Annotated in this window: 18 protein-coding genes and 2 rRNA genes; 11 read left to right on the forward strand and 9 right to left on the reverse strand. The window is 70.4% G+C overall.

Annotated elements, in window-relative coordinates:
• Together BM076_RS36975 and BM076_RS34945 are read left to right on the forward strand one after the other, a co-directional pair.
• The coding region (locus BM076_RS36975; protein WP_093717806.1) for a hypothetical protein at positions 1 to 1,238 on the forward strand (1,238 nt) is incomplete at its 5' end.
• Between the two features lie 27 nt (positions 1,239 to 1,265).
• Complete coding sequence (locus BM076_RS34945; protein ID WP_093717807.1) at positions 1,266 to 2,162, forward strand: hypothetical protein; 897 nt, start codon at positions 1,266 to 1,268, stop codon at positions 2,160 to 2,162.
• A gap of 27 nt (positions 2,163 to 2,189) precedes the next feature.
• Here BM076_RS34945 and BM076_RS34950 read toward each other — a convergent pair whose 3' ends face one another.
• Positions 2,190 to 2,894, reverse strand: a complete 705-nt coding sequence (locus tag BM076_RS34950) for a phosphatase PAP2 family protein (RefSeq protein WP_093717808.1) — start codon at positions 2,892 to 2,894, stop codon at positions 2,190 to 2,192.
• Positions 2,895 to 3,167: 273 nt separating this feature from the next.
• On the reverse strand, positions 3,168 to 4,172 hold the full coding sequence (locus BM076_RS34955) for a bifunctional lytic transglycosylase/C40 family peptidase (protein ID WP_177246771.1): 1,005 nt from the start codon (positions 4,170 to 4,172) through the stop codon (positions 3,168 to 3,170).
• Positions 4,173 to 4,466: 294 nt separating this feature from the next.
• Between BM076_RS34955 and BM076_RS34960 the strand changes: the two genes are divergently transcribed.
• The 8 genes from BM076_RS34960 to BM076_RS34995 all read left to right on the forward strand — a co-directional run bounded on the left by BM076_RS34960 (position 4,467) and on the right by BM076_RS34995 (position 14,865).
• Positions 4,467 to 4,775, forward strand: a complete 309-nt coding sequence (locus tag BM076_RS34960; protein WP_093717809.1) for a hypothetical protein — start codon at positions 4,467 to 4,469, stop codon at positions 4,773 to 4,775.
• Between the two features lie 187 nt (positions 4,776 to 4,962).
• Complete coding sequence (locus BM076_RS34965) at positions 4,963 to 5,829, forward strand: hypothetical protein (protein WP_093717810.1); 867 nt, start codon at positions 4,963 to 4,965, stop codon at positions 5,827 to 5,829.
• Positions 5,819 to 7,180 (forward strand): hypothetical protein, encoded by a 1,362-nt coding sequence (locus BM076_RS34970; RefSeq protein ID WP_093717811.1) that lies wholly within the window; start codon positions 5,819 to 5,821, stop codon positions 7,178 to 7,180. Before BM076_RS34965 ends, BM076_RS34970 begins: the two co-directional genes overlap by 11 nt.
• The gene (locus BM076_RS34975) at positions 7,177 to 8,721 is read left to right on the forward strand and encodes an SCO6880 family protein (protein ID WP_093717812.1); all 1,545 of its coding nucleotides are present in this window, start codon (positions 7,177 to 7,179) and stop codon (positions 8,719 to 8,721) included. Before BM076_RS34970 ends, BM076_RS34975 begins: the two co-directional genes overlap by 4 nt.
• Positions 8,722 to 8,753: 32 nt before the next feature.
• On the forward strand, positions 8,754 to 10,169 hold the full coding sequence (locus BM076_RS34980) for an ATP-binding protein (protein WP_093717820.1): 1,416 nt from the start codon (positions 8,754 to 8,756) through the stop codon (positions 10,167 to 10,169).
• A gap of 1 nt (position 10,170) precedes the next feature.
• Positions 10,171 to 11,826, forward strand: coding sequence for a type IV secretory system conjugative DNA transfer family protein (locus tag BM076_RS34985; RefSeq protein WP_093717813.1), 1,656 nt, complete (start codon positions 10,171 to 10,173; stop codon positions 11,824 to 11,826).
• Between the two features lie 394 nt (positions 11,827 to 12,220).
• Positions 12,221 to 13,648, forward strand: a complete 1,428-nt coding sequence (locus BM076_RS34990) for a hypothetical protein (protein ID WP_093717814.1) — start codon at positions 12,221 to 12,223, stop codon at positions 13,646 to 13,648.
• Complete coding sequence (locus tag BM076_RS34995) at positions 13,645 to 14,865, forward strand: ARPP-2 domain-containing protein (protein ID WP_093717815.1); 1,221 nt, start codon at positions 13,645 to 13,647, stop codon at positions 14,863 to 14,865. Before BM076_RS34990 ends, BM076_RS34995 begins: the two co-directional genes overlap by 4 nt.
• A gap of 40 nt (positions 14,866 to 14,905) precedes the next feature.
• Here BM076_RS34995 and BM076_RS35000 read toward each other — a convergent pair whose 3' ends face one another.
• From BM076_RS35000 to BM076_RS35015, 4 genes are all read right to left on the reverse strand, one after another.
• A complete protein-coding gene (locus BM076_RS35000) occupies positions 14,906 to 16,135 on the reverse strand; it encodes a LacI family DNA-binding transcriptional regulator (RefSeq protein ID WP_093717821.1) in 1,230 nt (409 codons plus the stop codon).
• Between the two features lie 162 nt (positions 16,136 to 16,297).
• The gene (locus BM076_RS35005) at positions 16,298 to 17,947 is read right to left on the reverse strand and encodes an extracellular solute-binding protein (RefSeq protein WP_093717816.1); all 1,650 of its coding nucleotides are present in this window, start codon (positions 17,945 to 17,947) and stop codon (positions 16,298 to 16,300) included.
• A 25-nt stretch (positions 17,948 to 17,972) separates the two neighbouring features.
• On the reverse strand, positions 17,973 to 18,836 hold the full coding sequence (locus BM076_RS35010; RefSeq protein WP_093717817.1) for a carbohydrate ABC transporter permease: 864 nt from the start codon (positions 18,834 to 18,836) through the stop codon (positions 17,973 to 17,975).
• A 77-nt stretch (positions 18,837 to 18,913) separates the two neighbouring features.
• Entirely contained in the window at positions 18,914 to 19,894 is a 981-nt protein-coding gene (locus BM076_RS35015) for an ABC transporter permease (RefSeq protein WP_407640753.1), read from the reverse strand.
• A 184-nt stretch (positions 19,895 to 20,078) separates the two neighbouring features.
• Here BM076_RS35015 and BM076_RS35020 point away from each other — a divergent pair, with 184 nt between their 5' ends.
• A complete protein-coding gene (locus BM076_RS35020) occupies positions 20,079 to 21,080 on the forward strand; it encodes a hydroxyacid dehydrogenase (protein WP_245796675.1) in 1,002 nt (333 codons plus the stop codon).
• Positions 21,081 to 21,084: 4 nt separating this feature from the next.
• Here BM076_RS35020 and BM076_RS35025 read toward each other — a convergent pair whose 3' ends face one another.
• The 3 genes from BM076_RS35025 to BM076_RS35035 form a co-directional block, all read right to left on the reverse strand.
• Positions 21,085 to 21,582 (reverse strand): GNAT family N-acetyltransferase, encoded by a 498-nt coding sequence (locus tag BM076_RS35025; RefSeq protein WP_093717818.1) that lies wholly within the window; start codon positions 21,580 to 21,582, stop codon positions 21,085 to 21,087.
• A 70-nt stretch (positions 21,583 to 21,652) separates the two neighbouring features.
• Positions 21,653 to 21,769 (reverse strand): 5S ribosomal RNA (rrf, locus tag BM076_RS35030).
• 78 nt (positions 21,770 to 21,847) lie between these two features.
• Positions 21,848 to 21,936: ribosomal RNA gene (locus tag BM076_RS35035) — 23S ribosomal RNA — on the reverse strand; the annotation flags it as partial.

Consider the following 21,936-nt stretch of genomic DNA (forward strand, 5'->3'; position numbering starts at 1 on the left):
TCTCCGAGCTGGACCGGCTGGACTGCGGCTACTGGAAGGGCGAGGCCGCCAAAGCCTTCATCTCCCACATCGACAGCGACGTCACCCCGCTGATCAAGAAGGCACACGACTCCTTCGGCCGCGCCTCCAGCGCACTGGGCCGCTGGGCCGACCAACTCCACGGCTTCCAGGACGAAGCCGACGCACTCGAACGCGAAGCCGCCACCAAACAAGGCACCCTCGACCACGCCAAAACCGCCGCCGGCATCCCGCCGGACGACGGCGCCCCGCACCCGCAACCCGAGGCGTCCCCCGACCCGGACCCGCACGCCGCAGCCGAGGCCAAGAAGAAACAGCAGGCCGTCACCGACGCCAACAACGCCCTGGACGGCGTACGCCACCGCGCCGAAGAACTCCACAACCGCTTCACCAACGCCGCCAACGCCATCAGCCACGACCTCGACAAAGCCGGCGACATCGCCCCCGACAAACCCGGCCTGTTCAGCCGCATGGTCCACGGCATCGAAGACGCCTGGAACGACACCGTCCAATGGGTCAAGGACCACGCCGACCTCATCAAACTCATCGGCGACCTCCTCAGCGACCTCAGCGGCATCCTCGGGATGCTCGCCATCCTGACGCTGCCCTTCGAGCCCATCGGCGCGATTTTCGCCGGGCTGGCCGTGGCGACGAGTGCCTTGGCGCTGGTCACGCACCTGGTCGCCAAGGCCGCCGGCGCCGACGTGAGCTGGATGAGCATCGGCTTCGACGCACTCGGCGCGATTCCGGGGCTGACGGCGTTCACCAAGGGCGCGTCGACGGCCGTCAAGGGGGTGACGGCGGCGGAGCGCGCGGTGCAGCTCGGCAGGGCCTACAAGGTGGGCTCGGCCATCACCAAGGGCGCGACGGAGGGCATCAACTGGGTCGGGAAGGCGGACGAGGTCGTCTCCGGCGGCGTGAAGTTCAAGAACATCGCGCTGTGGGGGAAGAAGGGCGTGGAGGGGCTCAGCGCGACCGGGCTGAAGGGGCGTCTGGCCATGGTGGCGGAGAACAACATCGCCAAGGGGCAGCTTCTCGGCACCAAGGGGTGGAACGTCATCGCCAAGGAGAGCCGATTCGCCGTCGACCCGCTGACCAACCTCGGCCGGAACATCGACGCGGGCCTCAAGATCGCCCCGAAGGTGTGGTCGATACCGCAGCACATCGGCGAGGCTGTACATCTGGGGAACCGCTTTCATCAGTCCGCGACCGATCACTGAGTGGGGCAACCGAGTGGGGCACAGGGAATGACGTGGCAGCCGGCGCCCGGTGAGGTGCTGCAGATGCGGTGGCCGGTCGAGTTCGCGACGGGCGTGGCCCCGCTGGTCGAGGGGCGGCGGTCGTTCCGGGGTGCCGACCGGCGGGACATCGAGCGGGAGTTGCAGGCGGAGGAGGACTGGCCGGGGCAGCCGGAGTTCGCGGTGCTGGACACGGGTGAACAGCGCGGGCAGCGGGCGGTCAACGGGCTCCTGCGCTGGGTCCCCACCGTGGTCGGGGCGATCGTCAATCTGGGCGGCCCGTCGGGGGTGGGTAGCGACCCGCGGGAGCCGCGCGATCCGAGTGAATCGCGTGAGCCCGAGAACGAGGTCGAGGACTTCCCGGTGATGTGGGCCGAGCGCGGCACTCTCGCGCGTACCGTGCCCTGGGAGCTGGACCCGGACCGCGTGGAGCACCTCGCCACGGATCTCGCGGTCACCGACCGGACCGTGTACGTCCTCGGTTACGGGCCGAAGAGCCCGGACGCCGCCGAAGTCCTCTGGTCGACGCCGCGTTCCACGGTCACCACCGCCGAGGTCATGCCGTACTCGGGCGCCTATCCCGATCTGCGTCTCACCTTCGCCGACGGTTCGTGGATCCGGCTCAACGCGAAGGCCACGAGCCAGACCCAGCTCCTGGTGAACGCCGTCAACGGCACCTCGCGCGTCATCCCCGAGGCTGACCTCACCGAAGCCCAGCGCGCCCAGGTGACCGAAACGGCCCGCCGTTTCAAGGCCGACAGCAGCCGGCCGCCCGTCTTCACCCGCCTGCCCAGCGGCTTGGTCCACGCGGAGCTGCGCCGCGCCGGCGGAAAGGGGGGCTCGCCGATCTCCCTGTGCATGGACGTCGACGGCGCCCCGGCCGCACCCCGGCCCGGCGACATGTGAGGTCGTGGGGCGGGTGCCCCCTGCTGCCTACGCCGCCAGGCGCTTGTCGTCCGCGCGCTGTTGCGGGTACGGGGTGGTGGGGTCGGCGGGGGTGGGGCGGGGGTGGCGGCGGGAGTAGATGAGGGGGGCCGCTCGGGTGTGGGAGACGGCGGTGGCGAGGGAGGTGAGGACGGCGAGGGCGAGCGGGGCCAGCAGCAGGGTGGTGGCGGCGCCCAGGGCGAAGCCGCCGATCACGTCCGTCGGGTACTGGACGCCGACGTAGATCCGGGCGAAGCCCTCGGCGAGGGCGAGGAGTATGGCGACCGCGCCGGCCTTGCGGTTGACCATGAAGAGGCCGACGGCGACGGCCGCGATCAGCGTCGCGTGGTCGCTGACGAAGGCGTAGTGGTGGGCCGGGCCGTGGACCAGGACGTCGAGGCCGTCGTGGTCGACGGAGGGTCTGGGGCGCTGGACGAGCGCCCTGATCGGGATGTTGAGCAGGAGGGCGATGCCGGCGGCGAGGCCGGACCAGGCCACTCCGGCGACGGCGGCCGGCGCGTCGGCGACCGGGGCGCGGCGGGCGACCCGCCACCAGCACAGCGCGGCCAGCAGCAGGGTGAGGCCGATCAGCCCGTACCCGCCGAGAATCTCCACCGCCCGGTCGACGCCGTGCGGCGACCGCTTCGCCAGACCGTTGATGTCACGGAGCAGGCTGATATCGGGGTTCACGCTGTCATTGGCGACCGCTGCCATGGTGGTGCCCCTTACCTAGCAACTCACTGACTGTGCCTGTACGGCTCGGCTCGTCTGCAACCCCCGTCGCTTGCGTCCCGCGCCATTCTTCCCCGTACAACGGTCGATACGCTACGTAGTGTTCCGGTCTTCGCCAGAAGATCACCATGCCGTTATCCAAGGGTGACCGGAGCGGCCGTTCCGGCCCTTTTGCGGGCCACTCGCAGGCCAGGGCCTCACGCTCCGCTTATGGATGACGGGAGCTGACAGGTGCCGACGGGTGCTGAGGGTCTCTCAGAGCGCCGTCGGCAGCGCCGCCGCCCCGTCGCGGGTGACGCGGGTCGCCCCGATGTAGTCGGCCGAGCCGATCGGATCGAAGCGGATCTTCGCCCCGGTGTGCGGCGCGTCGATCATGTAGCCGCCGCCGACGTAGATCCCGACATGGTGGATGGTCCGCGGGTCGGTGAGGTCGGTGGCGAAGAAGACGAGGTCGCCGGGGAGGAGATCGGCGCGGCTCGGGTGCGCGCCGGCGTTCCACTGGTCGTTCGCCACGCGCGGCAGCTCGATGCCCACCGAGTGGTACGCGGCCTGCGTCAGCCCCGAGCAGTCGAACCGTCCGCCCTGCGCCGCCGTACCCTCGCCGCCCCACAGATAGTCCGTGCCGAGCCGCTGCTGCGCGTAGTAGATCGCCCCGGCCGCCTGCTGGGACGGCGCGACCCGGCCGACCGGCGCCGCGAAGCTCTTGGCGAGGTTGGTGATGACCTTCACGTAATTGCGGGTTTCGGCGTACGGCGGGACGCCGCCGGCCTTTATCACCGCGTACGCGCCCGCGTTGTACGAGGCCAGCATGTTGTCGGTGACATTGCCCGGCACGTTCTTCACGTACGACGCCAGCTCGCAGTCGTACGAGGCGGCCGACGGGATCGCGTCCTCGGGGTCCCAGACGTCCGACTTGCCGTCACCGTTGGCGTCCAGGCCGTGGGTTGCCCAGGTGCCGGGGATGAACTGGGCGATGCCCTGCGCGGCGGCCGGACTCTGCGCGCGCGGGTTCCAGCCGCTCTCCTGGTAGAGCTGGGCGGCGAGCAGCGCCGGGTTGAGCGCGGGGCAGAGATTGCCCCACTTCTGCACCAGCGGCTGATATATGGCCGGAACCGATCCCTTGGCGAGCGTCACCGTCCCGCCGTTGCCGCGGCCGGCCAGCCCCGCGGCGGCCGAATACGTACCCACCACGAGCAGCGCGAGGAACGAAGCACACAGGCCGCAGCCGATAATGACGGGGAGCCAGATCTTCCGCGCCACGGTGCGGCCCTTTCTGCTCTCGGGTCTGTCGTCGGGTCAGCTCCGGGGCCCGTATGTTCTCGTACGTCCCCATCGTTGCCCTACGGTGATGCTCGTGATACACAGAGTAGTCGTCTACGTCCTATCGAACACCGGTCCGCGCACTATTTTGACGGCTGCGGGCCGGATCACACGGACGATCCGCCGAGAAAGTCGCTGAGTCGACATGCAACAGCGTCATCCTCGGTCAAGATAGACCCTGGACCCTTGCGCCCCGGCGAGGGTGCCAACTGATCGAGCGGGGTGGTGAGTTACATGTTCGTGGCAGCCGCTAAGGGCGACATCAACACCATCATCGGTGGCATCGCACCGGACTGGGGACCCTTCGGGTCCCTCGGCAATGAAGCGCGTGTGATGATCGAAGTGGTCATGGCGGTGGCGATCCTGCTGTGCCTGGCCATCGCGATCTGGGGCGCGGCCAAACAGAGGATCGGCGCGACGGCTCTGCGCGACACCTTCAGCGCGGAGCAGGGCAAGGGATTGATCATCGCCGGCCTGACCGGCGTGTTCATCATCGGATCGCTCGGCACACTGTTCACCATCGTGTACGGGATGGCCGTCTAGCGCCTGCGACCTCGTCTCCTTCCCTGTCCTGCCCGTTCCCCTTCGACGTCCCTGGAGCCCGTCCCCGGCTCCACCTCCCCATCCGAGGCTGCGTGCTGATGCCCACTCAACCAAGCAGCGGTGCCGTCCGTGCCACACGCCGCTCCGGCGTGCCCGCGGCGCGGGCGCCCCAGGGGGCGACCGCACCATGAGCCTCGGTCAGGACGGACCCCCGACCAGGACCCGCATGCCCGAGGGCCACGGCGGCCACAGCGGTGGCGCGCGCCGCGCCCAGCCGCGGCGCGCGCTGGTCACGGTCGTCAGCATCATCGCCCTCCTCGTCGCCGCTCTCGCCTTCGCCAACCGCGGCTCCCACCCCTCCTCCTCGTCCACCGACGGCCGCGGCTCCGGGTCCTCGGCCGGCGCGAGCTCCTCCTCCGGAGGTTCGGGTTCCGGCGGCTCCGGCGGCAAGAGCGGCACCGACGCGGCGACCGCCCCCTCCGGCCAGAAGCCGGTCACCGGCAAGACCGGCGGCATCCCGTCCGGCTTCCCGCACACCGGGGAAGGGGCGCAGTCGGCGGCGGCGAACTACGCCATCGCCCTCGGCGGTGAGGGCATGTACGCGGCGGCGCGCCGCCACCAGATCGTCGCCACCGTGTACGCGCCCAGCGCTGCCGCGAAAGTGCAGGGCGATCTCGACAAGGTCTACTCCGACGCGGCCTTCCTGCAACGGATAGGGCTCAAGCCCGACGGCTCGGCGCCCAGCGGGATGTCCTTCATCTCGCGGGTCAACCCGGTCGGCGCCAAGGCGGAGAAGGTCGACGCGGACTCGGCAACCGTGAGCGTCTGGTACTCCTCACTGTTCGGTCTGGCCGGCGAAGGGTCCACCAATCCGGTGGCCGAGAGCTGGTACACGAACACGTTCGAGATGACGTGGGTCGGCAACGACTGGAAGATCGTCTCCTTCCAGCAGAAGGACGGCCCCACTCCCGTAGGACGTGACCAGGCCGCTTCGTCGGCCCAGGACATGGCCAACGCCGTGAACGGGTTCGGAGGCTTCACCTATGCCCGGTAGTCGTCGTGTCCTCACCGTGGCCGCGGTCCTGAGCAGTGCTCAGGTCGCGGTGGTCATGCTCGCCACGCGAGCCCTGGCCGACCCCTCCCCCAAGCCGACGGCGCCGGGCTCGGGCACCGCCCCGACCAACGACGCCTGCGCGCTCATCCGTGGCCCGGCCAAGTCGTACTGCGAGAACGGCACCCCCTCCACCTCCACCAAGGGCGGCACCGACCCCAACTCCACCGTCGATCCCCTCACCTCCCTCGGGAAGGGGTGTGCCGATGCCGCGGCGTGGACGGTGGACAAACTGTCGGACGCGGTGACGAAGACGTCGCAGGTGGACTTCACCAATACGGCGTTCCTGCGGCAGTACGCGGTGGTATTCGCGGCGTCGACGATTCTGACGCTGGTGCTGTGGCTGCTGGCGGTGGCAAAGCGGGCGGTGCGCGGAGTGCCGCTGACGGAGGCGCTGACGGAGGCCGTCGGGTTTCTGTGGCTGACGGTGCTGGCGTCGGCGTTCACGCCGCTGGTGCTGTACACCGTGGTGTCGGCGACGGACGGTGTGACGCAGGTCATCTCGACGGGGACGGACTCCAACACCGACGTGTTCTTCGGGTCGTTCTCGGCCGCGCTGACCAAGGGCACGGACATCGGCGGCGGCCCGATTATGCTGATCGTGGTGTCCCTGGTGTCGGTGCTCGCGGCCGGCGTGCTGTGGCTGGAACTCGTCATCCGGGCGGCCCTGCTGTACGTCGGCGCGCTGCTGGGCACCGCGGTGTACGCGGGGCTCGTGGACAAGAACATGTGGGGTCACGTCCGCCGCTGGGCCGGGATCATGATCGCGGTGATCCTGGTGAAACCGGTGATCGTGATCGTGCTGGGGCTCGCCGGGGCGCTGTCGTCGTCCAAGGACGGCCCCGACGCCTTCTCGGCGGTGGTCTCCGGCCTGTCGATCATCCTGCTGGCGATCTTCGCGAGCGCGATGATCTACCGCTTCGTGCCGGGCTTCGGCGACGACGTGGTGAATCTGCGCAACAACCGCAAGGCCAGCGGCCAGAGCCAGGCCGCCGCCGTGATCTCCTCGCCGGCCGCGCTGGTCCGGCAGGGCATCAACACGCACAGCGCGCGCGGCGGGCCGCAGGAGCAGGCCCAGGGCGGCGGCTCGCAGCCGTCGAACCCGGTGGCCGGCGGGGTGGCCGCGCACAGCAGCCGTACCGGCAATCCCGGCTCGTCGGGCGGGAGCGGCGGAGGCGGCGGCCCGCGCACCGGCGGCAACGGCTTCGGGGGCGGAAACTTCGGCTCGACCTTCGGCAAAGGTACGGGCTCAGGCTCGAACAACGGCACTTCGCAGGGAGGTGATCGCCGGTGACGACCCAGCCCTTCGCCCAGCCGCGCCGCACGTATCTGATCGGCAAGGCCCGGCCCAACGCGATCGTGGGCAAGAACCGGGACACCGGGGAGATCGCGCTCATCATCGGCGGGGCCGCGCTCGGCATGATGTGCGGCTTGCTGATCCCGGTGCTGCTGCTGCGTATCGTCGGCCTGGTGGGCTGGCCGCTGCTGGCCCTGGCCGCGGTGTACATGCCGTACCGGCGGCGGACCTTCTACCGCTGGTTCGAGATCAACCGCACCTTCCGCCGTACGCTGCGCGTCTCTCCCACCTACCGGTCGGGCGTCGAGGAGGCCGGGGTCGGGCTCGACGGGCGCGAGGTCGAGGTCGGGCCGCCGCCGGGGATCGGGCGGATCAGTTGGCTCGCGGCGCCTTTCGGGCCCGACGAGATCGCCGTGCTGCTCCATGTCGACCGGCGTACGGTGACGGCCGCCATCGAGATCGAGGGCCCCGGTGTGGGCCTGCGCGACAGCGAGGACCAAGAGGCGCTGGTCGAGCGGTTCGGGACGCTGCTGAAGCATGTGGCCAACGGCGACGGCTTCGTGACCCGGCTTCAGATGCTGGCCCGCACCTTGCCCGCCGACCCCGACGCGCACGCCAAGGACGTCGCCCTGCGCGGCGACCCGGGCGCCGACAACTGGCTCAAGGACTCCTACGACCAGCTCCAGTCGATGGTGTCGACCTCCTCCGAGCAGCACCGCGCCTACTTGGTGGCGTGCATGCACTTCACGCGCGAACTGGCCGCGGAGGGCAACGCGATGGCGCGGGCCACCTCCGGCCGCGGCGTGAAGGTGGACAAGGACGCGGGCCTGGCCGCGGTGATGGCCCGCGAGCTGAACGACATCTGCGCCCGCCTCGCCGAGGCCGACATCCGGGTCCGGCAACCGCTCGGCCAGGCGCGGCTGTCGTCGCTGGTGCACTCGATGTACGACCCGGACCACCCCATCGACCACATCCAGGCGATGACCCGGCGCAACGCCTGGCCGGCCGAACTGGACGCGACCGAGCCGACGTATCTCCAGGCCAAGACCCGGGAGTCCTCGACCCGGGCGCCCTGGCACCACTCCACCGCGTGGGTCAAGGAATGGCCGATGACCCCGGTCGGCGTCAACTTCCTCGCGCCGCTGCTGGTGCACACCCCGGACGTGATCCGTACGGTCGCGGTCACCATGGATCTCGAACCCACCGATGTGGCGATCGAGCGGATGCTGACCGAGAAGACCAACGACGACGCCGACGCCAGCCGCGCCGCGAAGATGAACCGGGTCGTCGACCCGCGCGATGTCGCCCACCACGGGCGGATCGACCAGCGCGGCGAGGATCTGGCGAGCGGCGCCGCGGGCGTCAATCTCGTCGGCTACATCACGGTGTCCTCGCGCTCCCCGGAAGCGCTGGCGCGCGACAAGCGCACCATTCGCGCTTCCGCCGGTAAGTCGTATTTGAAGCTCGAATGGTGCGATCGTGAGCACCACCGGGCATTCGTTAATACGTTGCCGTTCGCGACCGGCATCCGCCGCTAGTCCGCCCGTACGAGGAGGCCGCCGCCATGCCCATGCTGGACCCTCTTGGGGCGCTCACGGACGCGTTCACCAGCTTCCTGTTCGGCCGGGTGGAGACGACACGGCTGCCGGTGCGCACCTCCACCGGTCAGGCCCAGGCCGTCTACCTGCCCACGGCCGCCCCGGGTCTGGGTGACTCCGGCGTCATCATCGGCCGTGAGGTGTACTCGGGCAAGGGCTACATCTACGACCCCTTCCAGCTCTACGGCCAGCAGCTGCCCGCCCCGCACTGGCTGGTCCTCGGCGAGTCCGGAAACGGCAAGTCCGCGCTGGAGAAGACCTATGTGCTGCGCCAGCTGCGCTTCCGTGACCGGCAGGTCGTGGTGCTCGACGCCCAGGGAGAGGACGGCGTCGGCGAGTGGAATCTCATCGCGAAGGCGATGGGTTTAACTCCCATCCGGCTGGACCCGATGGCCGCCCTCGACGGCGGCATCAAGCTCAACCCGCTGGACCCGGCGATTACCCTCACCGGGCAGCTCGCGCTGCTCCGCACGATCATCGAGGTCGCGATGGGCCGCGGCCTGGACGAGCGGTCCGGCTTCGCCCTGAAGGTCGCGCACGCCTATGTGATCGAGACGATCACCGACCGGCAGCCGATCCTCACCGACATCGTGGAGCGGCTGCGGCACCCGCTGGAGGAGTCGGCGGAGGCGATGAACGTCGATCTGGACGACGTCCGCGCCTGGGGCCTGGACGTGGCCCTGGTGCTCGACCGGCTGGTCGACGGTGACCTGCGCGGCATGTTCGACGGGCCCACCACCGTCGGCATCGACCTGGACGCGCCACTGATCGTCTTCGACCTCTCGCACATCGACCGCAACTCGATCGCGATGCCGATCCTGATGGCGATCGTCGGTGTGTGGCTGGAGCACACCTGGATCCGTCCCGACCGGAAGAAACGCATCTTCCTCGTCGAGGAGGCCTGGCACATCATCAACTCGCCCTTCGTGGCGCAGCTCTTCCAGCGGCTGCTGAAGTTCGGCCGCCGGCTCGGCCTGTCCTTCGTCGCCGTCGTCCACCACCTCTCGGACGTCGTGGACGGCGCGGCGGCGAAGGAGGCCGCCGCCATCTTGAAAATGGCCTCCACCCGGACCATCTATGCCCAGAAGGCCGACGAGGCGCGTGCCACGGGCCGGGTGCTCGGCCTGCCACGCTGGGCGGTGGAGATCATCCCGACGCTCACCCCCGGCATCGCCGTCTGGGACGTCAACGGCAATGTGCAGGTCGTCAAGCACCTCATCACCGAGGCGGAGCGCCCGCTGGTCTTCACCGACCGCGCTATGACCGAGAGCTCGCTGGAGCACGAGGCCGAAGCGGCGGCGGAGGCCGAGGCAGAGGCCCGCGCCGAGGCACACGCCGCCGCCCAGGTGGCACTGGCCAAGCAAATGGCCGACGACGCGGTGGCATGACATGGCCGGGAAGAAGCGCGAGTCCTCGGGGGGCATGCCGGACGGTCTGATCGTCGGCATTCTCGCCTTCCTGCTCGGGGTGACGCTGCTGGTGTGGACGGCCACCGGCATCGCGGGCGTCCTCTCGCACGGCGGCTGGCCCGACGATGTGCACTTCACCCGCACCCCGCAGGCCATGCGGCATCTGATCGCCGACCCGCACGACATCCCGGCCGCCTGGCCCGGCGCGCCCACCGGGGAACTGCCCGGTTCGGGGCTGTTCTGGGGCATCTTCATCAGCCAGTTCATGGTGCTGATCGTCCTGGCGGTCTTCGTGCTGAACACGGTGGCCCGTGCTCGTGCCCGCCTCAGATCCCCCCGTCAGGCACCGCCCGCCCCCGCGCCAGCACCGGTGGAGCGCGCGCCGCTGCCGGCGCCGCGACGTCGCCGTGGCCAGGCGGTCGCGTCGAAGGCCGCGGGCGACGACGGCCTGGACGCCTGGTTCCGCTCGGTGCCGGGCGCGGCGGGACCGCGCGAGGACGCTCCGACCACGCGCTTCGAACCGGTCGGTGCCCCGGCCGCCGATCCGGCTGCCGCTCCCGTGACGGCCGCCGCCGCGCAGATCCCGCACCCTGCCGCCGACCCGCTGCCCGGTGGCGAAGTGACCCGCACCTACGCGCTGTTCGCCAGCCCGCGCGGGGACAAGGCCAAGCGGATCGTGCAGCCCGCCGTGCTGGCCGCGGCGGGGCCGGCCGTGGTCACCACCGCGGACCCGGACACGTATCAGCAGACCGTCGGCAACCGCAGCAAGCTCGGGCCGGTCCACGTCTACGACCCGGCGCACCTGCTCGACGTCCCCGGGCGGCTGCGGTGGGCGCCGCACGGCGGCTGCGAGCGCCCGGAGACCGCGGGCATACGCGCGTCGGCTCTGCTGGCCCCGCTGCGGACCGCGCGTGCGGACGAGGCGATCGTCCACGACACGGCCGTCACGCTGCTGCGCTGCTGGCTGCACGCCGCGGCGTTGGACGGCGGGCCCTTCCGCCAGGTGCAGCGCTGGTCGGGGAGCGCTGCCTCGGCCGGTGAGGCGGTGCGGATCCTGCGCACCGACACCGGAGCCGCCTCGGGGTGGAGCGGCGAGCTGGAGTCGGTGCTGCACGCCCACCCCGAACGCCGGGACGCCGCGCAGGCGTTGATCCGCCAGACCCTCGAACCGCTGAACGCGGTGCACATTCGGGACGCGTGCAATCCGCCCCGTTCAGGTGGCCTCGACTTGGAGTCATTCGTCGCCGAGCGGGGCACCCTTTATGTAGTGGGCGAGCGCATCGAGGATCCGCGGACCCACGTGGGTGCGATGCCCCTGCTCACCGCACTCGTCTCCAGCGTGGTCGAGCACGGCCGGCGCGTGGCCGCAACGTCATCCGCCGGTCGGCTCGACCCACCACTGACCTTCGTGCTGGACGACGTCGCCGCGCTGGCCCCGCTCCCCGACCTGCCCGAACTGCTGGGCGCCGGGCACCACTCCGGCCTTCCCACCCTCGCCGTGCTCCGCTCGCCCGAGCAGGCCCTCGCGCGCTGGCGCGCGCCGCTGTGGCAGCACGCGGACATGCGGCTGGCTCTCGGCGACGAGACCGCCGACACGCTCCCGCCGTCCGTGCCGGACGCCGTCCGCATTCGCTGAGGCCCGCGCCCGCCCGCGCACCTCCACATCCCGCGCCCGCCTGCGCAGGCACGCCCGCCCGTACCCGCGCCCGCGCACTCGCACGTCCGATTCCCCTGTTGAGTTGTCAAAGATCATCCGCGTTCGATCTTCAGTATCCGCTCCTCGGCACCCGCGCGGGGAAATCCGTCCCCGGCCTGTGGATAACTCATCCGCCGAAATTGCCCCTGTGGAAAACTCCGCGAGCGATCCGGCGGTCCCTGTTACCTTTCGAGTGCCGACCGCGGGACTCCGTCGCGACTTCCGGAACCTGCCTCTGAAGCAATGATTCGCAGCTCGCGCCCTCATTCCCCGGTCGGCACCCAGGACTTACCACCTATCACTCACACACCATTGCCTGAACGGGGGAAAAGCCATGCGCGCCGAAGGACTGATCGCAGCGGAGGACGTCCTCCTCTTCGCCAATGCCGCCATCACGTCCACCGCGCAGCGCGAGTTCCACTCCGACGCCTACGAACAGCACCTGTCCCTCGACTTCCTGCACGCGTACATGATCGGCAACTACCGCGATCTGTACGCCGCGACGCTCGCCCTCGACATCAACGACCACAACGCCGCGCTGATCGTGCGCCGACTGCTGGAAACCTCGACCGAGGCGACCGCCGAGCAGCGCCGCACCGAAGGACGGCTTATCGCCCGCCGACTCGCCGCGCTGCCGCCGCAGCGGGTCTACACACTGTTCGCCGCTTTGCGCCGCGCGAAGGTCAACAACCGTCGCACGCGCGCAATCATGCGGGACTGGCTGGCTGCCAGACCCGACCCGGCGTTCGACGCCGTCAAGTACCGGACCGGGGTGAAGAAGGCCCTGCGCCATGCTCACCTGCCTGCACCGGAAAAGGAGCTGGGGGACTTCCTGTTCGCACCGCGCGCCCGTCGGCAGTACGGGACACCGCTGCTGGAGACCTGGCGGCGCGCGCACTACGAGCAGGCGGCCGTCTACGAGCTGCCGTTCACCGTCGCGGAGGGCTTCGCCGCCCGGCACGGCATCGACCGGGCCGCGTTCCTGGAGCGGATCGCGCCCCGGATGACCCGGCTGGAGCGGCTGCGACTCCAGGAGTCGGCGCGCGAGCGGGGCGCGAAGGCGGTAGCAACCGATCTGAGGAGGATGCCGCTGACCCGGCTCGCCACCTATGTGCTGGGTCTGTCGCTGGACGAAAGGAGCGAGCGACGCGAGGAGTTGACCACGGCTCTGCGGGCCGCAGCACGCCGCGCGACCGGTGGCGAGCGTGGCTGGGGACGGGTCGCCGCCGTCCTCGACGACAGCTTCTCCGCGTACGGCTCGGGCCAGAAGCGGCGTCGTCCGCTCGCGGTCGCGCTCGCCGCGCACTATCTGCTGGAGGCACTCGCCGACACCTACACACCCCTGTGGACATCGGGACGCCGTGATGCCCTGCTGACCTTCCCCCACGGGTCGACGCCGCTCGGGGAGCGGATCCTCGACGCGCTGGAGACCGGCCCCGACCGGCTGCTGATCGTCTCCGACGGCTGGGACAACGCACCGCCCGGACTGGCCGCCGAGGTGCTGCGGGTGTGGCGGACCCGGCTCGACCCGGACGGCCGGGTGTCGGTCGTGCATCTCAACCCGGTGTACGACGCGGACGGCTTCGATGTGCGGCGGCTCGCCCCGGACGTGCCCACCGCCGGCATCCGGGACGCCGAGGATCTGCCGTCGCTGGTCGGACTCGCGCAGTTCGCCACCGGCCGCACCGGACTGGCCGAGCTGCGCGCCCATCTGGACAGCCGCATCGCGGCGTTCCTGACCGCGTCCGAGGAGGCACGATGACCACCACCGGCACCCTGCGCCTCGACCTGGCCGGGCTCGAGACCCGCCCATCCCAGGTGTGGGGCGGCATCCGCCTGGTCCCGCTGGTCCGGGCCGAACCGCTGCCGGGCCTGCGCCTGCACCCGCGGCTCTACTGCGACAGCGTCGGCGTGGTCACCGTCGGGCCGCGTACGGCGTACACCTCCTACATTCCGCACGGCTTCGTCGCCGACTGGGGCGCCGACAGCGGCGACTCGGGTCCCGCCGCCGCGTACGGGACCCAACTGCGCGGTGGGAACGGCGAGTCGGGTGGCGGGCGCGGGCAGGGTGCCGGCGGCCGGACACCCGACGGGCGGGGCCGCGCCCATCGCGCGCCGGAGCCGGTCGCGTCGATGCCGCTGCGCATCCACCGCCGGATGGCGCGGCGCGAGGCCAAGCACCGGCTGCGGTTCCTGCCGCTGCACCTGGCGCTTGAGGGCTATCTGTCGCTGCACTTCGGCGGCCCCACGATCGCCTGGGAGGAGTGGTCGCAGCGGGCGCTGCGGCAGGGCCTCTCGCCGCGGGTGGAGGAGGCGTACGTCGGTACGACCGTGCGGGGGCTGGGCGACGCGCTGAAGGTGTTCGAGATACACCCGGGGCAGTGCGGGGTGCTGGTCCACGCGGCCGACGCTCTCGCCGCGGCCTTCGTCGTCCCCCATCCGGAGGACTACCGGGCGCTGCACGCGACGCTCGTGCAGGACCTGTACGGGGAACTGGTCCATCAGTACGCCCTGTTGAGCGCGGCCGTGCCGGACTTCGTGCCGCGGATCGACGAGAGCCGGGTGCGGTCGACGGCGGACCTGCGGGCTGCGGTGGCCGCCGAGCGGCGGGCGTGGGCGGAGTTCCACGACGGGACGATGGCGGCCGGTCTGCTGGACGCGGACTACACCTCGCGGAAGGTGTACGGGATGGGCGGCTTCACGCTGTCGCGCTTCCTGCCCGCCTTCCGGCCGCGCGAGGAGAACCACATCGGGGAGGTCATCACCGACGCGGACGGGGCCGTCGCCTATCTGAAGACGTTCCGGCTGTCGGAGGCGCAGATACGGCGCGGGCATCTGCTGGCGCGGCTGGCCGCCCACGACTGGCGGCTCGCCGCCACGGCGGAGGAATTCGGGCTCACCGAGGCCGAATTCGCGGCACGGATCGAGGCGGCGGGCTTCGGGACGCTGCTGCGGCACCGGGTGGCGGCGCAACCGTGACACGGCCGGTGGCCCCGGCGCCGCCGGCGCCGCCGGGCCGTCAGCGGGTGGCCTCCTCGGGGGCCGCGCGCCGCACGGACTCCCTCAGGATGATGTGCGTGCCCAGCAGATGGCGGGTCTGAGTGGTGCCGCGGGCGGTGCCGGGAAGGGCGGCGTCCTCCTCGGCGAGGGCGAGCCGGACGGCGGCGCGGCCCAGTTCGTAGGAAGGGATGTTCACCGTGGTGAGGGGAGGGTTGAGGTCTTGAGCGACATCGTCGTTGTTGTAGCCGACCACCGAGATGTCCTGCGGTGTGCGCAGGCCGCGCTCGCGCAGGGCGGCCATCGCTCCGGCGGCCACCAGGTCGTCGCCGGCGAAGACGGCCGTGAAGTCCGGCGTGCCGTCGCAGTCGGCGAGCAGGTCCCGCATGGCGTTGTAACCGTTGGTGCGGCCGAGGCCGATCCCGGCGATCCGCTGGTGTTCGGGACCGAGGCCGTGGTCGGCCAGCGCCCGCTGGTAGCCGCGCACCCGCGGCTCGGCGGTGCTGTGCCCGGGCATCGTGCCCAGGTAGAGGATGCGCCGGTGGCCGGCCGACAGCAGATGGCTGACGGCGGCGTACGCGCCCGCCTCGTTGTCGTAGTCCACGACGATGACCGGCGTGTCCGGGCTCGGCGCGGGCCGCCCGCACAGCACGAGCCGGGAGCCCGCCGCGGCGAGCCCGTGCGCGTACTCGGTCAGCCGTGTGCGGTACGCCTCGTCCTCGACGGCGCCGCCGACCAGGATGACGATCTCGGCGCGCTGCTCACGCATCATCTGCACCAGCGCCAGCTCGCGCGCCTCGTCGCCGCCGTGGCTGCACACCATGCACAGCCGGCCGCGCGCGGCGGCCTCCTGCTCCACGCCCTGGGCGACGGCCGCGAAGAAGTAGCTGTCCACGGACATCATGATCACGGCGACGGTCTTGGGTCCCGTGCCGGCCAGGGCGCGGGCCCGCCCGTCGATGACGTAGTCGAGGTCCTTGACCGCCCGCAGCACCTTGGCGCGCGCGGCGGCCGAGGTCGGGTAGTTCCCGGCCAGCGCCCGGGAGACGGTGGCGACCGAGACGCCCGCCCGTACGGCGACGTCGCGGATGGTGACGCGCCGGCTCCCGCCGCCGCTCACCGGGGCCGGAGCGGCACCGGCCGCCGCCTGCTCGGCCCCGTCCGCCGGATCGGGACCCGAATCCGGGCCCGCCTTGGGATCCGGGCCCGGGACCGCGTCCGGGCCCGTGTGCTCAGGTGCAGTCTCCGCCATCCCCGCCATCCGATTCCCTCAACGACCGGGAGCCCATGCCCCACGGCCCACGACGGCCCGCGGCCCACGCACCGCAGCACACCACCCACGGCCGGCACCCGCGGCACCCCCGCGCTGCCACCCAGCGTAGTAGTCCGAGGCCGGGCGGCAGCCATGGAGGGCTCAGTGGTTGGCGGCGTAATCCGTCGCGTATTCCGCGGCGATCTTGTCCAGACCGTCCGAACGCATCTTCTTCACCGCGTCGTCCCAGGCGCTCAGCGGCTTGCGTCCGGCGACGATCGCGCCGATCGTGTCCAGCCGGAACTGCGCGATGGCGGCGCCCGACCGGGTGGACGTCTCCGACTGGAGCCCGAAGCGCGGATTGCGCACCAGCATCGGCGCGATCTTCGTCTGCCACGCGTGGTTGCGCTTGACGTCCTCCGGCCGCCCCGGCAGGTAGAGCACCTGCGGCGCGTCCGACAGGTACTTGATCGGCAGATTCACGGTGCTCTCCACCAGGCCGAGGTCGGTCGGGATCGGCGAGCCCTCGGCGTCGCGCGTGAAGTGCGTGCCCTCGATGCCGAAGTGCGTCAGCTCGTACTCCTTGGTGCCGAAGGGCGCCGCCAGGTAGTCCAGCACGCGCAGGATCAGCTTGATCCGCTCCGGCTCGGCCTTCTTCAAGATGGTGTAGCCGAAGATCCCACGGGCCCGCTCCATGCCGGGCTTGCCGCCGCCCGAAGGCGAGTACGGCACCGCGCCGTCCAGCACGAAGGCGTCCTTGATGCTCGGGATGCTGGTGGTCAGCGCGCCGAAGCCGTCCCCCATCGAGGCGACCGTGCCGTTGTAGAAGAGCGTCTTGCAGTCCACGGTGGAGGTGCTGAGCGCGTTCGGCAGGTAGGTGCCCGCCTGGCGCAGCTTCACCATGAACTCCAGCGCCGCCTTGTACTCCTCGGTGCCGTACGCGTCGACGAAATGCCCGCCGTCGAGCTTCCACTCCTGCGGCGCGCCGAACGCCATCGTGTGCACCGCGAAGCCGAAGCCGGTCTGCTGCGCCGCGCCGAGCGCGTACTTCTTGCCGTGCGTCGCCTCCTTGGCCACCGCCATGAAATCGTCCGACGTCCAGCCGTCCTTCATGCCGGCCGCCGTGAAGATGTCGTTGTTGATCCACAGCGTGGTGCCGGGCGCGGACCGCTGCACAGGTATGCCGAGGATGCGCCCGCTGATCCGGCCCATGTCCTGCCACGCGTAGGTCGGGATGTTCGCCAGATTCGGGTAGTCCTTGATCGCGTCACCGGAGACGTACTCGCTCAGGTCCGCGCACTTGGCCTGCACGAACTGCGCCTCGCGCGGCAGCACATGGCCGCCGCCGAGATTGATGACGTCCGGCAGGTCGTTGCCCGCCATGAGCGTCGCCATCTTGTTGTCGTAGTCGGAGTCCGGCACCACGGTGAACTCGATGTTCACACCCAGCGCCTCATTGACCGCGGCCCAGAACTTGTTGGACGACGCCGGCTTGGGCGGTGTGCCGTAGGTGATCGTCATCACCTTGATCGTCTCGCCGTTGCCAGGCTTGTCCGCGACCGCACTGACCAGCTTCTTCGGATAGGTCAGATACCCCGGCTGCACCCCGTCCGCCGTGCCCGGCAGATCGGCGGCGGGCCCGCTGAAGGGCTGATACGTGGGCCACGGCGCGAGCTTCTTGCCGGCGTTGCTCACATCGTGGCCGGAGGAGGAGGACGAGCAGGCGGCGAGCACGGACGGGGCGGCAAGTGCGGCGCCACCTGCGGCGATCGAGCGCAGCAGCGTACGCCGCGAGAACGACGAGGTACTCACGGTGGGTCCTTTCGGGAGGTACGGGTCAGCTCTTGATGGCGCCGGTGAGCACGCCCTTGGTGAAGTACTTCTGGAGGAAGGGGTAGACGAGGAGGATCGGCACGGTGGCCACCACCAGCACCGCCATCTGGATGGTCTGCGGCGACGACACCATCCCCGCCTCGCTGGCACCGGAGTCCGCGAGTTGCGCGCCGCCGATGACGTACGTGCGCAGCACCTGTTGCAGCGGCCAGTGGTCGGAGTTGAGGTAGATCGACGCGTAGAACCAGGCGTTCCAGTACGAGACGGCGTAGAAGAGGCCGACCACCGCGAGGGCCGCCTTGGACAGCGGCAGCACGATCCTGCGCAGGATCAGCCACTCCCCCGCGCCGTCGAGCCGGGCCGCCTCGTACAGCTCGCCCGGGATCGACTGGAAGAAGCCGCGCAGCACCACCAGGTTGAACACGTTGATCAGCACGGGCGCGATCAGCGACGAGTAGCTGTCGAGCATGTTCAGGCCCTTGACCAGCAGGAAGCCGGGGATCATGCCGGGCGGGAAGAGGAAGGTGAACAGGATCATCAGCAGGATCGGCTTGCCGCCGAAGACCTGCGGGCGGCTGAGCGCGTACGCGAGACCGATCGTGCAGGCCAGGCTGACGGCGGTGCCGATGACGGTCACCCCGGCGCTCACCCACAGCGCGTGGGTGACGATGCTGCCGTCGAAGATCTCCCGGTAGGCGCGCAGTGTCGGGTGCTCCGGCCACAGCACCCAGCCGCCGTTGGCGACGACGTCCTTGTTGGAGGCGAGGCTGGTCGAGACGATGATCAGGAACGGCACGGTGACCAGCAGCACCACGGCGATGAGCGCCACCGCCTTGGCGGCCTGGGTGACCGGCTTCGGCTTCTCCATCCAGGCCGGCCGTACGGGACGGGCCTGCCTGGACGACCGGGACAGCCGTACGGGACGAGAGGATTCGGCAGCGCTGCTCATCGGTAGACCCCCTGCTCACCGAGCCGGTGCGCCACCTTGTTGGCGGCGTAGACGAGTACGGCGCCCACGACGCCCTTGAAGAGCCCGGCCGCGGCGGCATAGCCGAAGTCGCCGCCGATGATGCCCTTGTAGTAGACGAAGGTGTCGATGATCTCGGCCGCCTCGGGGCCGACCGACGGCCGCTGGAGCAACATCTGCTCGAAGCCGACCGACAGGATGTCGCCGAGCCGCATGATCAGCAGCAGCACGATGATCGGCCGCATCGACGGCAGCGTGACGTGCCAGAAGCGCCGCCACGGACCGGCGCCGTCGATCGCGGCGGCCTCGTACTGCTGCTCGTCGACCTGGGACAGCGCGGCCAGGAAGATGATCGTGCCCCAGCCGCAGTCCTTCCAGATCACCTGCGCCACGACCAGCGGCTTGAACGCGTCGGGGTTCCCGATGATGTTCACGGTGTGCAGATGGGCGTCGCCGAGGAGGCTGTTGAGCGCCCCGGTCTCGCCGAGCACCTGCTGGAAGAGGGCCACGACGATGACCCACGACAGGAAGTGCGGCAAATACGCCACACTCTGCACGAACCGCCGCACACTGTCCCTGGTCAGGCTGTGCAGCAGCATCGCCAGCGCGATCGGCACGGGGAAGAAGAAGACGAGCTGGAGCAGCGCTATCCACAGGGTGTTGACGACCGCGGCCCAAAAGTCCGGGTCCTCGAACATCCGCTGGAAGTTGGAGAAGCCCACCCACTGGCTGGCCCACAGCCCGTCGAAGGGCACGTAGTCCTTGAACGCGATGACGTTGCCGACCATCGCGCCGTAGTGGAAGAGCAGGAAATACGCCACGCCCGGCACCATCAGCGCGAGGAGCACGGCGTCCCTGCGCAGCCGTTTGCGGCGCGAGCCGCGCCCAGGCTTCACACGTCCTTCGGACGCGCCCGCCGCATCGGCGCGGCGGGTGGCGTCCCGTTCGGCAATCGCCATCGCGTCCTCCTCGACGCTCAAGGTGGGACGGAACCTAAACCGGTTACTACGACAGGTCAACCCCTCGCGCACCGCAAGACGTTGACCTCCGCCAGCAGCGCCCGTAATCTCGGAAGCAGCGCAAGAAACCGATTACATGTACAGCAATGGCATCGACCTGGATCGCCACACGTGAGGGGCAGACATGGCGGAGCGTCCGAAGCTGGTGCTGGCGATGGGCCCGGACATCCTCGATCTGGTCCTTCCGGCCGCCCTGCGCACCCGGCTCGACGCCCTCGCGGCCGTTCACCCCGCACTGGTCACCGATGCCACGACACCCGAGGCCACGGCCGCGCTCGCCGACGCCGACATCCTGCTCACCGGCTGGGGCGCACCCGCCGTCGACACCGCTCTGCTCGGCCTGGCGCCCCGGCTCGGCGCCGTCATCCACGCCGCCGGCACCGTCAAGGGCCACGTCAGGCCCGAGGTGTGGCAGCGCGGTATCGCCGTCTCGTCGGCCGCCGACGCCAACGCCGGACCGGTCGTGGACTTCACCATGGCCACCGTCGTCCTGGCCGCCCGCCGCGCACTCGGCGCCGCCGTCGACTACACCGCCGGCCGGCTCCCCGCGTACGCCGACCGGCGCGGCGCGGACGGCGCCGTCGTCGGCGTCATCGGCGCCTCACGGATCGGCCGCGGCGTCATCGCCCGGCTCCTCGCCGCCCCCGCCGACTACCGCGTCCTGCTCGCCGACCCGTACGTCTCCCCCGCCGAAGCCGCAGCGCTCGGCGCCGAGTCCGCCGACCTCGACACGCTGTGCGCCGCCTCCGACATCGTCACCGTGCACGCCCCCGACCTGCCCGAGACGCACCACCTCCTGGACGCCCGCCGACTGGGCCTGATGCGGAACGGCGCCGCCGTCATCAACACCGCGCGCGGCCGGCTGGTCGACACCGAGGCCCTCACCCGCGAGTGCGCCGCCGGCCGCCTCGACGCGTATCTCGACGTCACCGACCCCGAGCCGCTGCCCCGCGACCACCCCCTGCACAGCCTGCGCAATGTGCTGCTCACCCCGCACATCGCCGGCTGCCAGGGCACCGAAGTACGGCGGCTCGGCGCCTACGCCGTCGACGAGGTCGAACGCTGGACGCGCGGCGAGCCGCTGCTGGGCGCCGTACGCGCGGACGACCTCGCCCGCATCGCCTGACTGGTCAGCGGTCCCGCAGGAGCACCATCTCGTACTCCGTCTCGGACGGATTGAGCGGATACTTCATCGTCTCGCCGGTCCGGACGAATCCGAATCGCTGATAGAACGCCTCGGCCCTGCCGTTGTTCTCGTGCACCCACAGGTGCACGCGGTCGGTACGGTCCCACGCCCAGGCGATGGCGGCGGCGAAGAGCCGCTCGGCCAGGCCGGTGCCACGGGCCTCGGGAACCAGATAGACCGCGTTGACGGACAGGTAGCCGGGGCGTTCGACGATGACGGTGAGCATGCCGACCCAGGCGTCCGCCGTACGATCCACCGCCACGAACTGCTGGGCCCCGGTGCCGGAGGACCGGCGTTGCCACACCTCGTCGCTCAGCTCGGACTCCTCCGCGTACGTGCGCGCGAAGGCCATGCTGCTGACCGGGTCCTGAAGGGCCGCAAGGCGCAGTGCCCGGAGCCGCTGCCACTCGGCCGGCGCCACCGGCCGTATCTCGTACCGCATCACACGACCGTACAACGCGAAAAAGCTCGGGTCCTCCGAATAAAATTCGGAGGACCCGAGCTCAAAAATTGTTCGGCGGTGTCCTACTCTCCCACAGAGTCCCCTCTGCAGTACCATCGGCGCTGAAAGGCTTAGCTTCCGGGTTCGGAATGTAACCGGGCGTTTCCCTCACGCTATGACCACCGAAACACCATGAAACACACACCCGCCCCAAGGGGACAGGTGGGCTGGTTGTTTCAGAACCACACAGTGAACGCGAGCAACAATGGACAAGCCCTCGGCCTATTAGTACCAGTCAGCTCCACCCCTCACAGGGCTTCCACATCTGGCCTATCAACCCAGTCGTCTACTGGG

Source organism: Actinacidiphila alni, from assembly GCF_900112845.1.
In the GTDB taxonomy this organism is placed as follows: Bacteria; Actinomycetota; Actinomycetes; order Streptomycetales; family Streptomycetaceae; genus Actinacidiphila; species Actinacidiphila alni.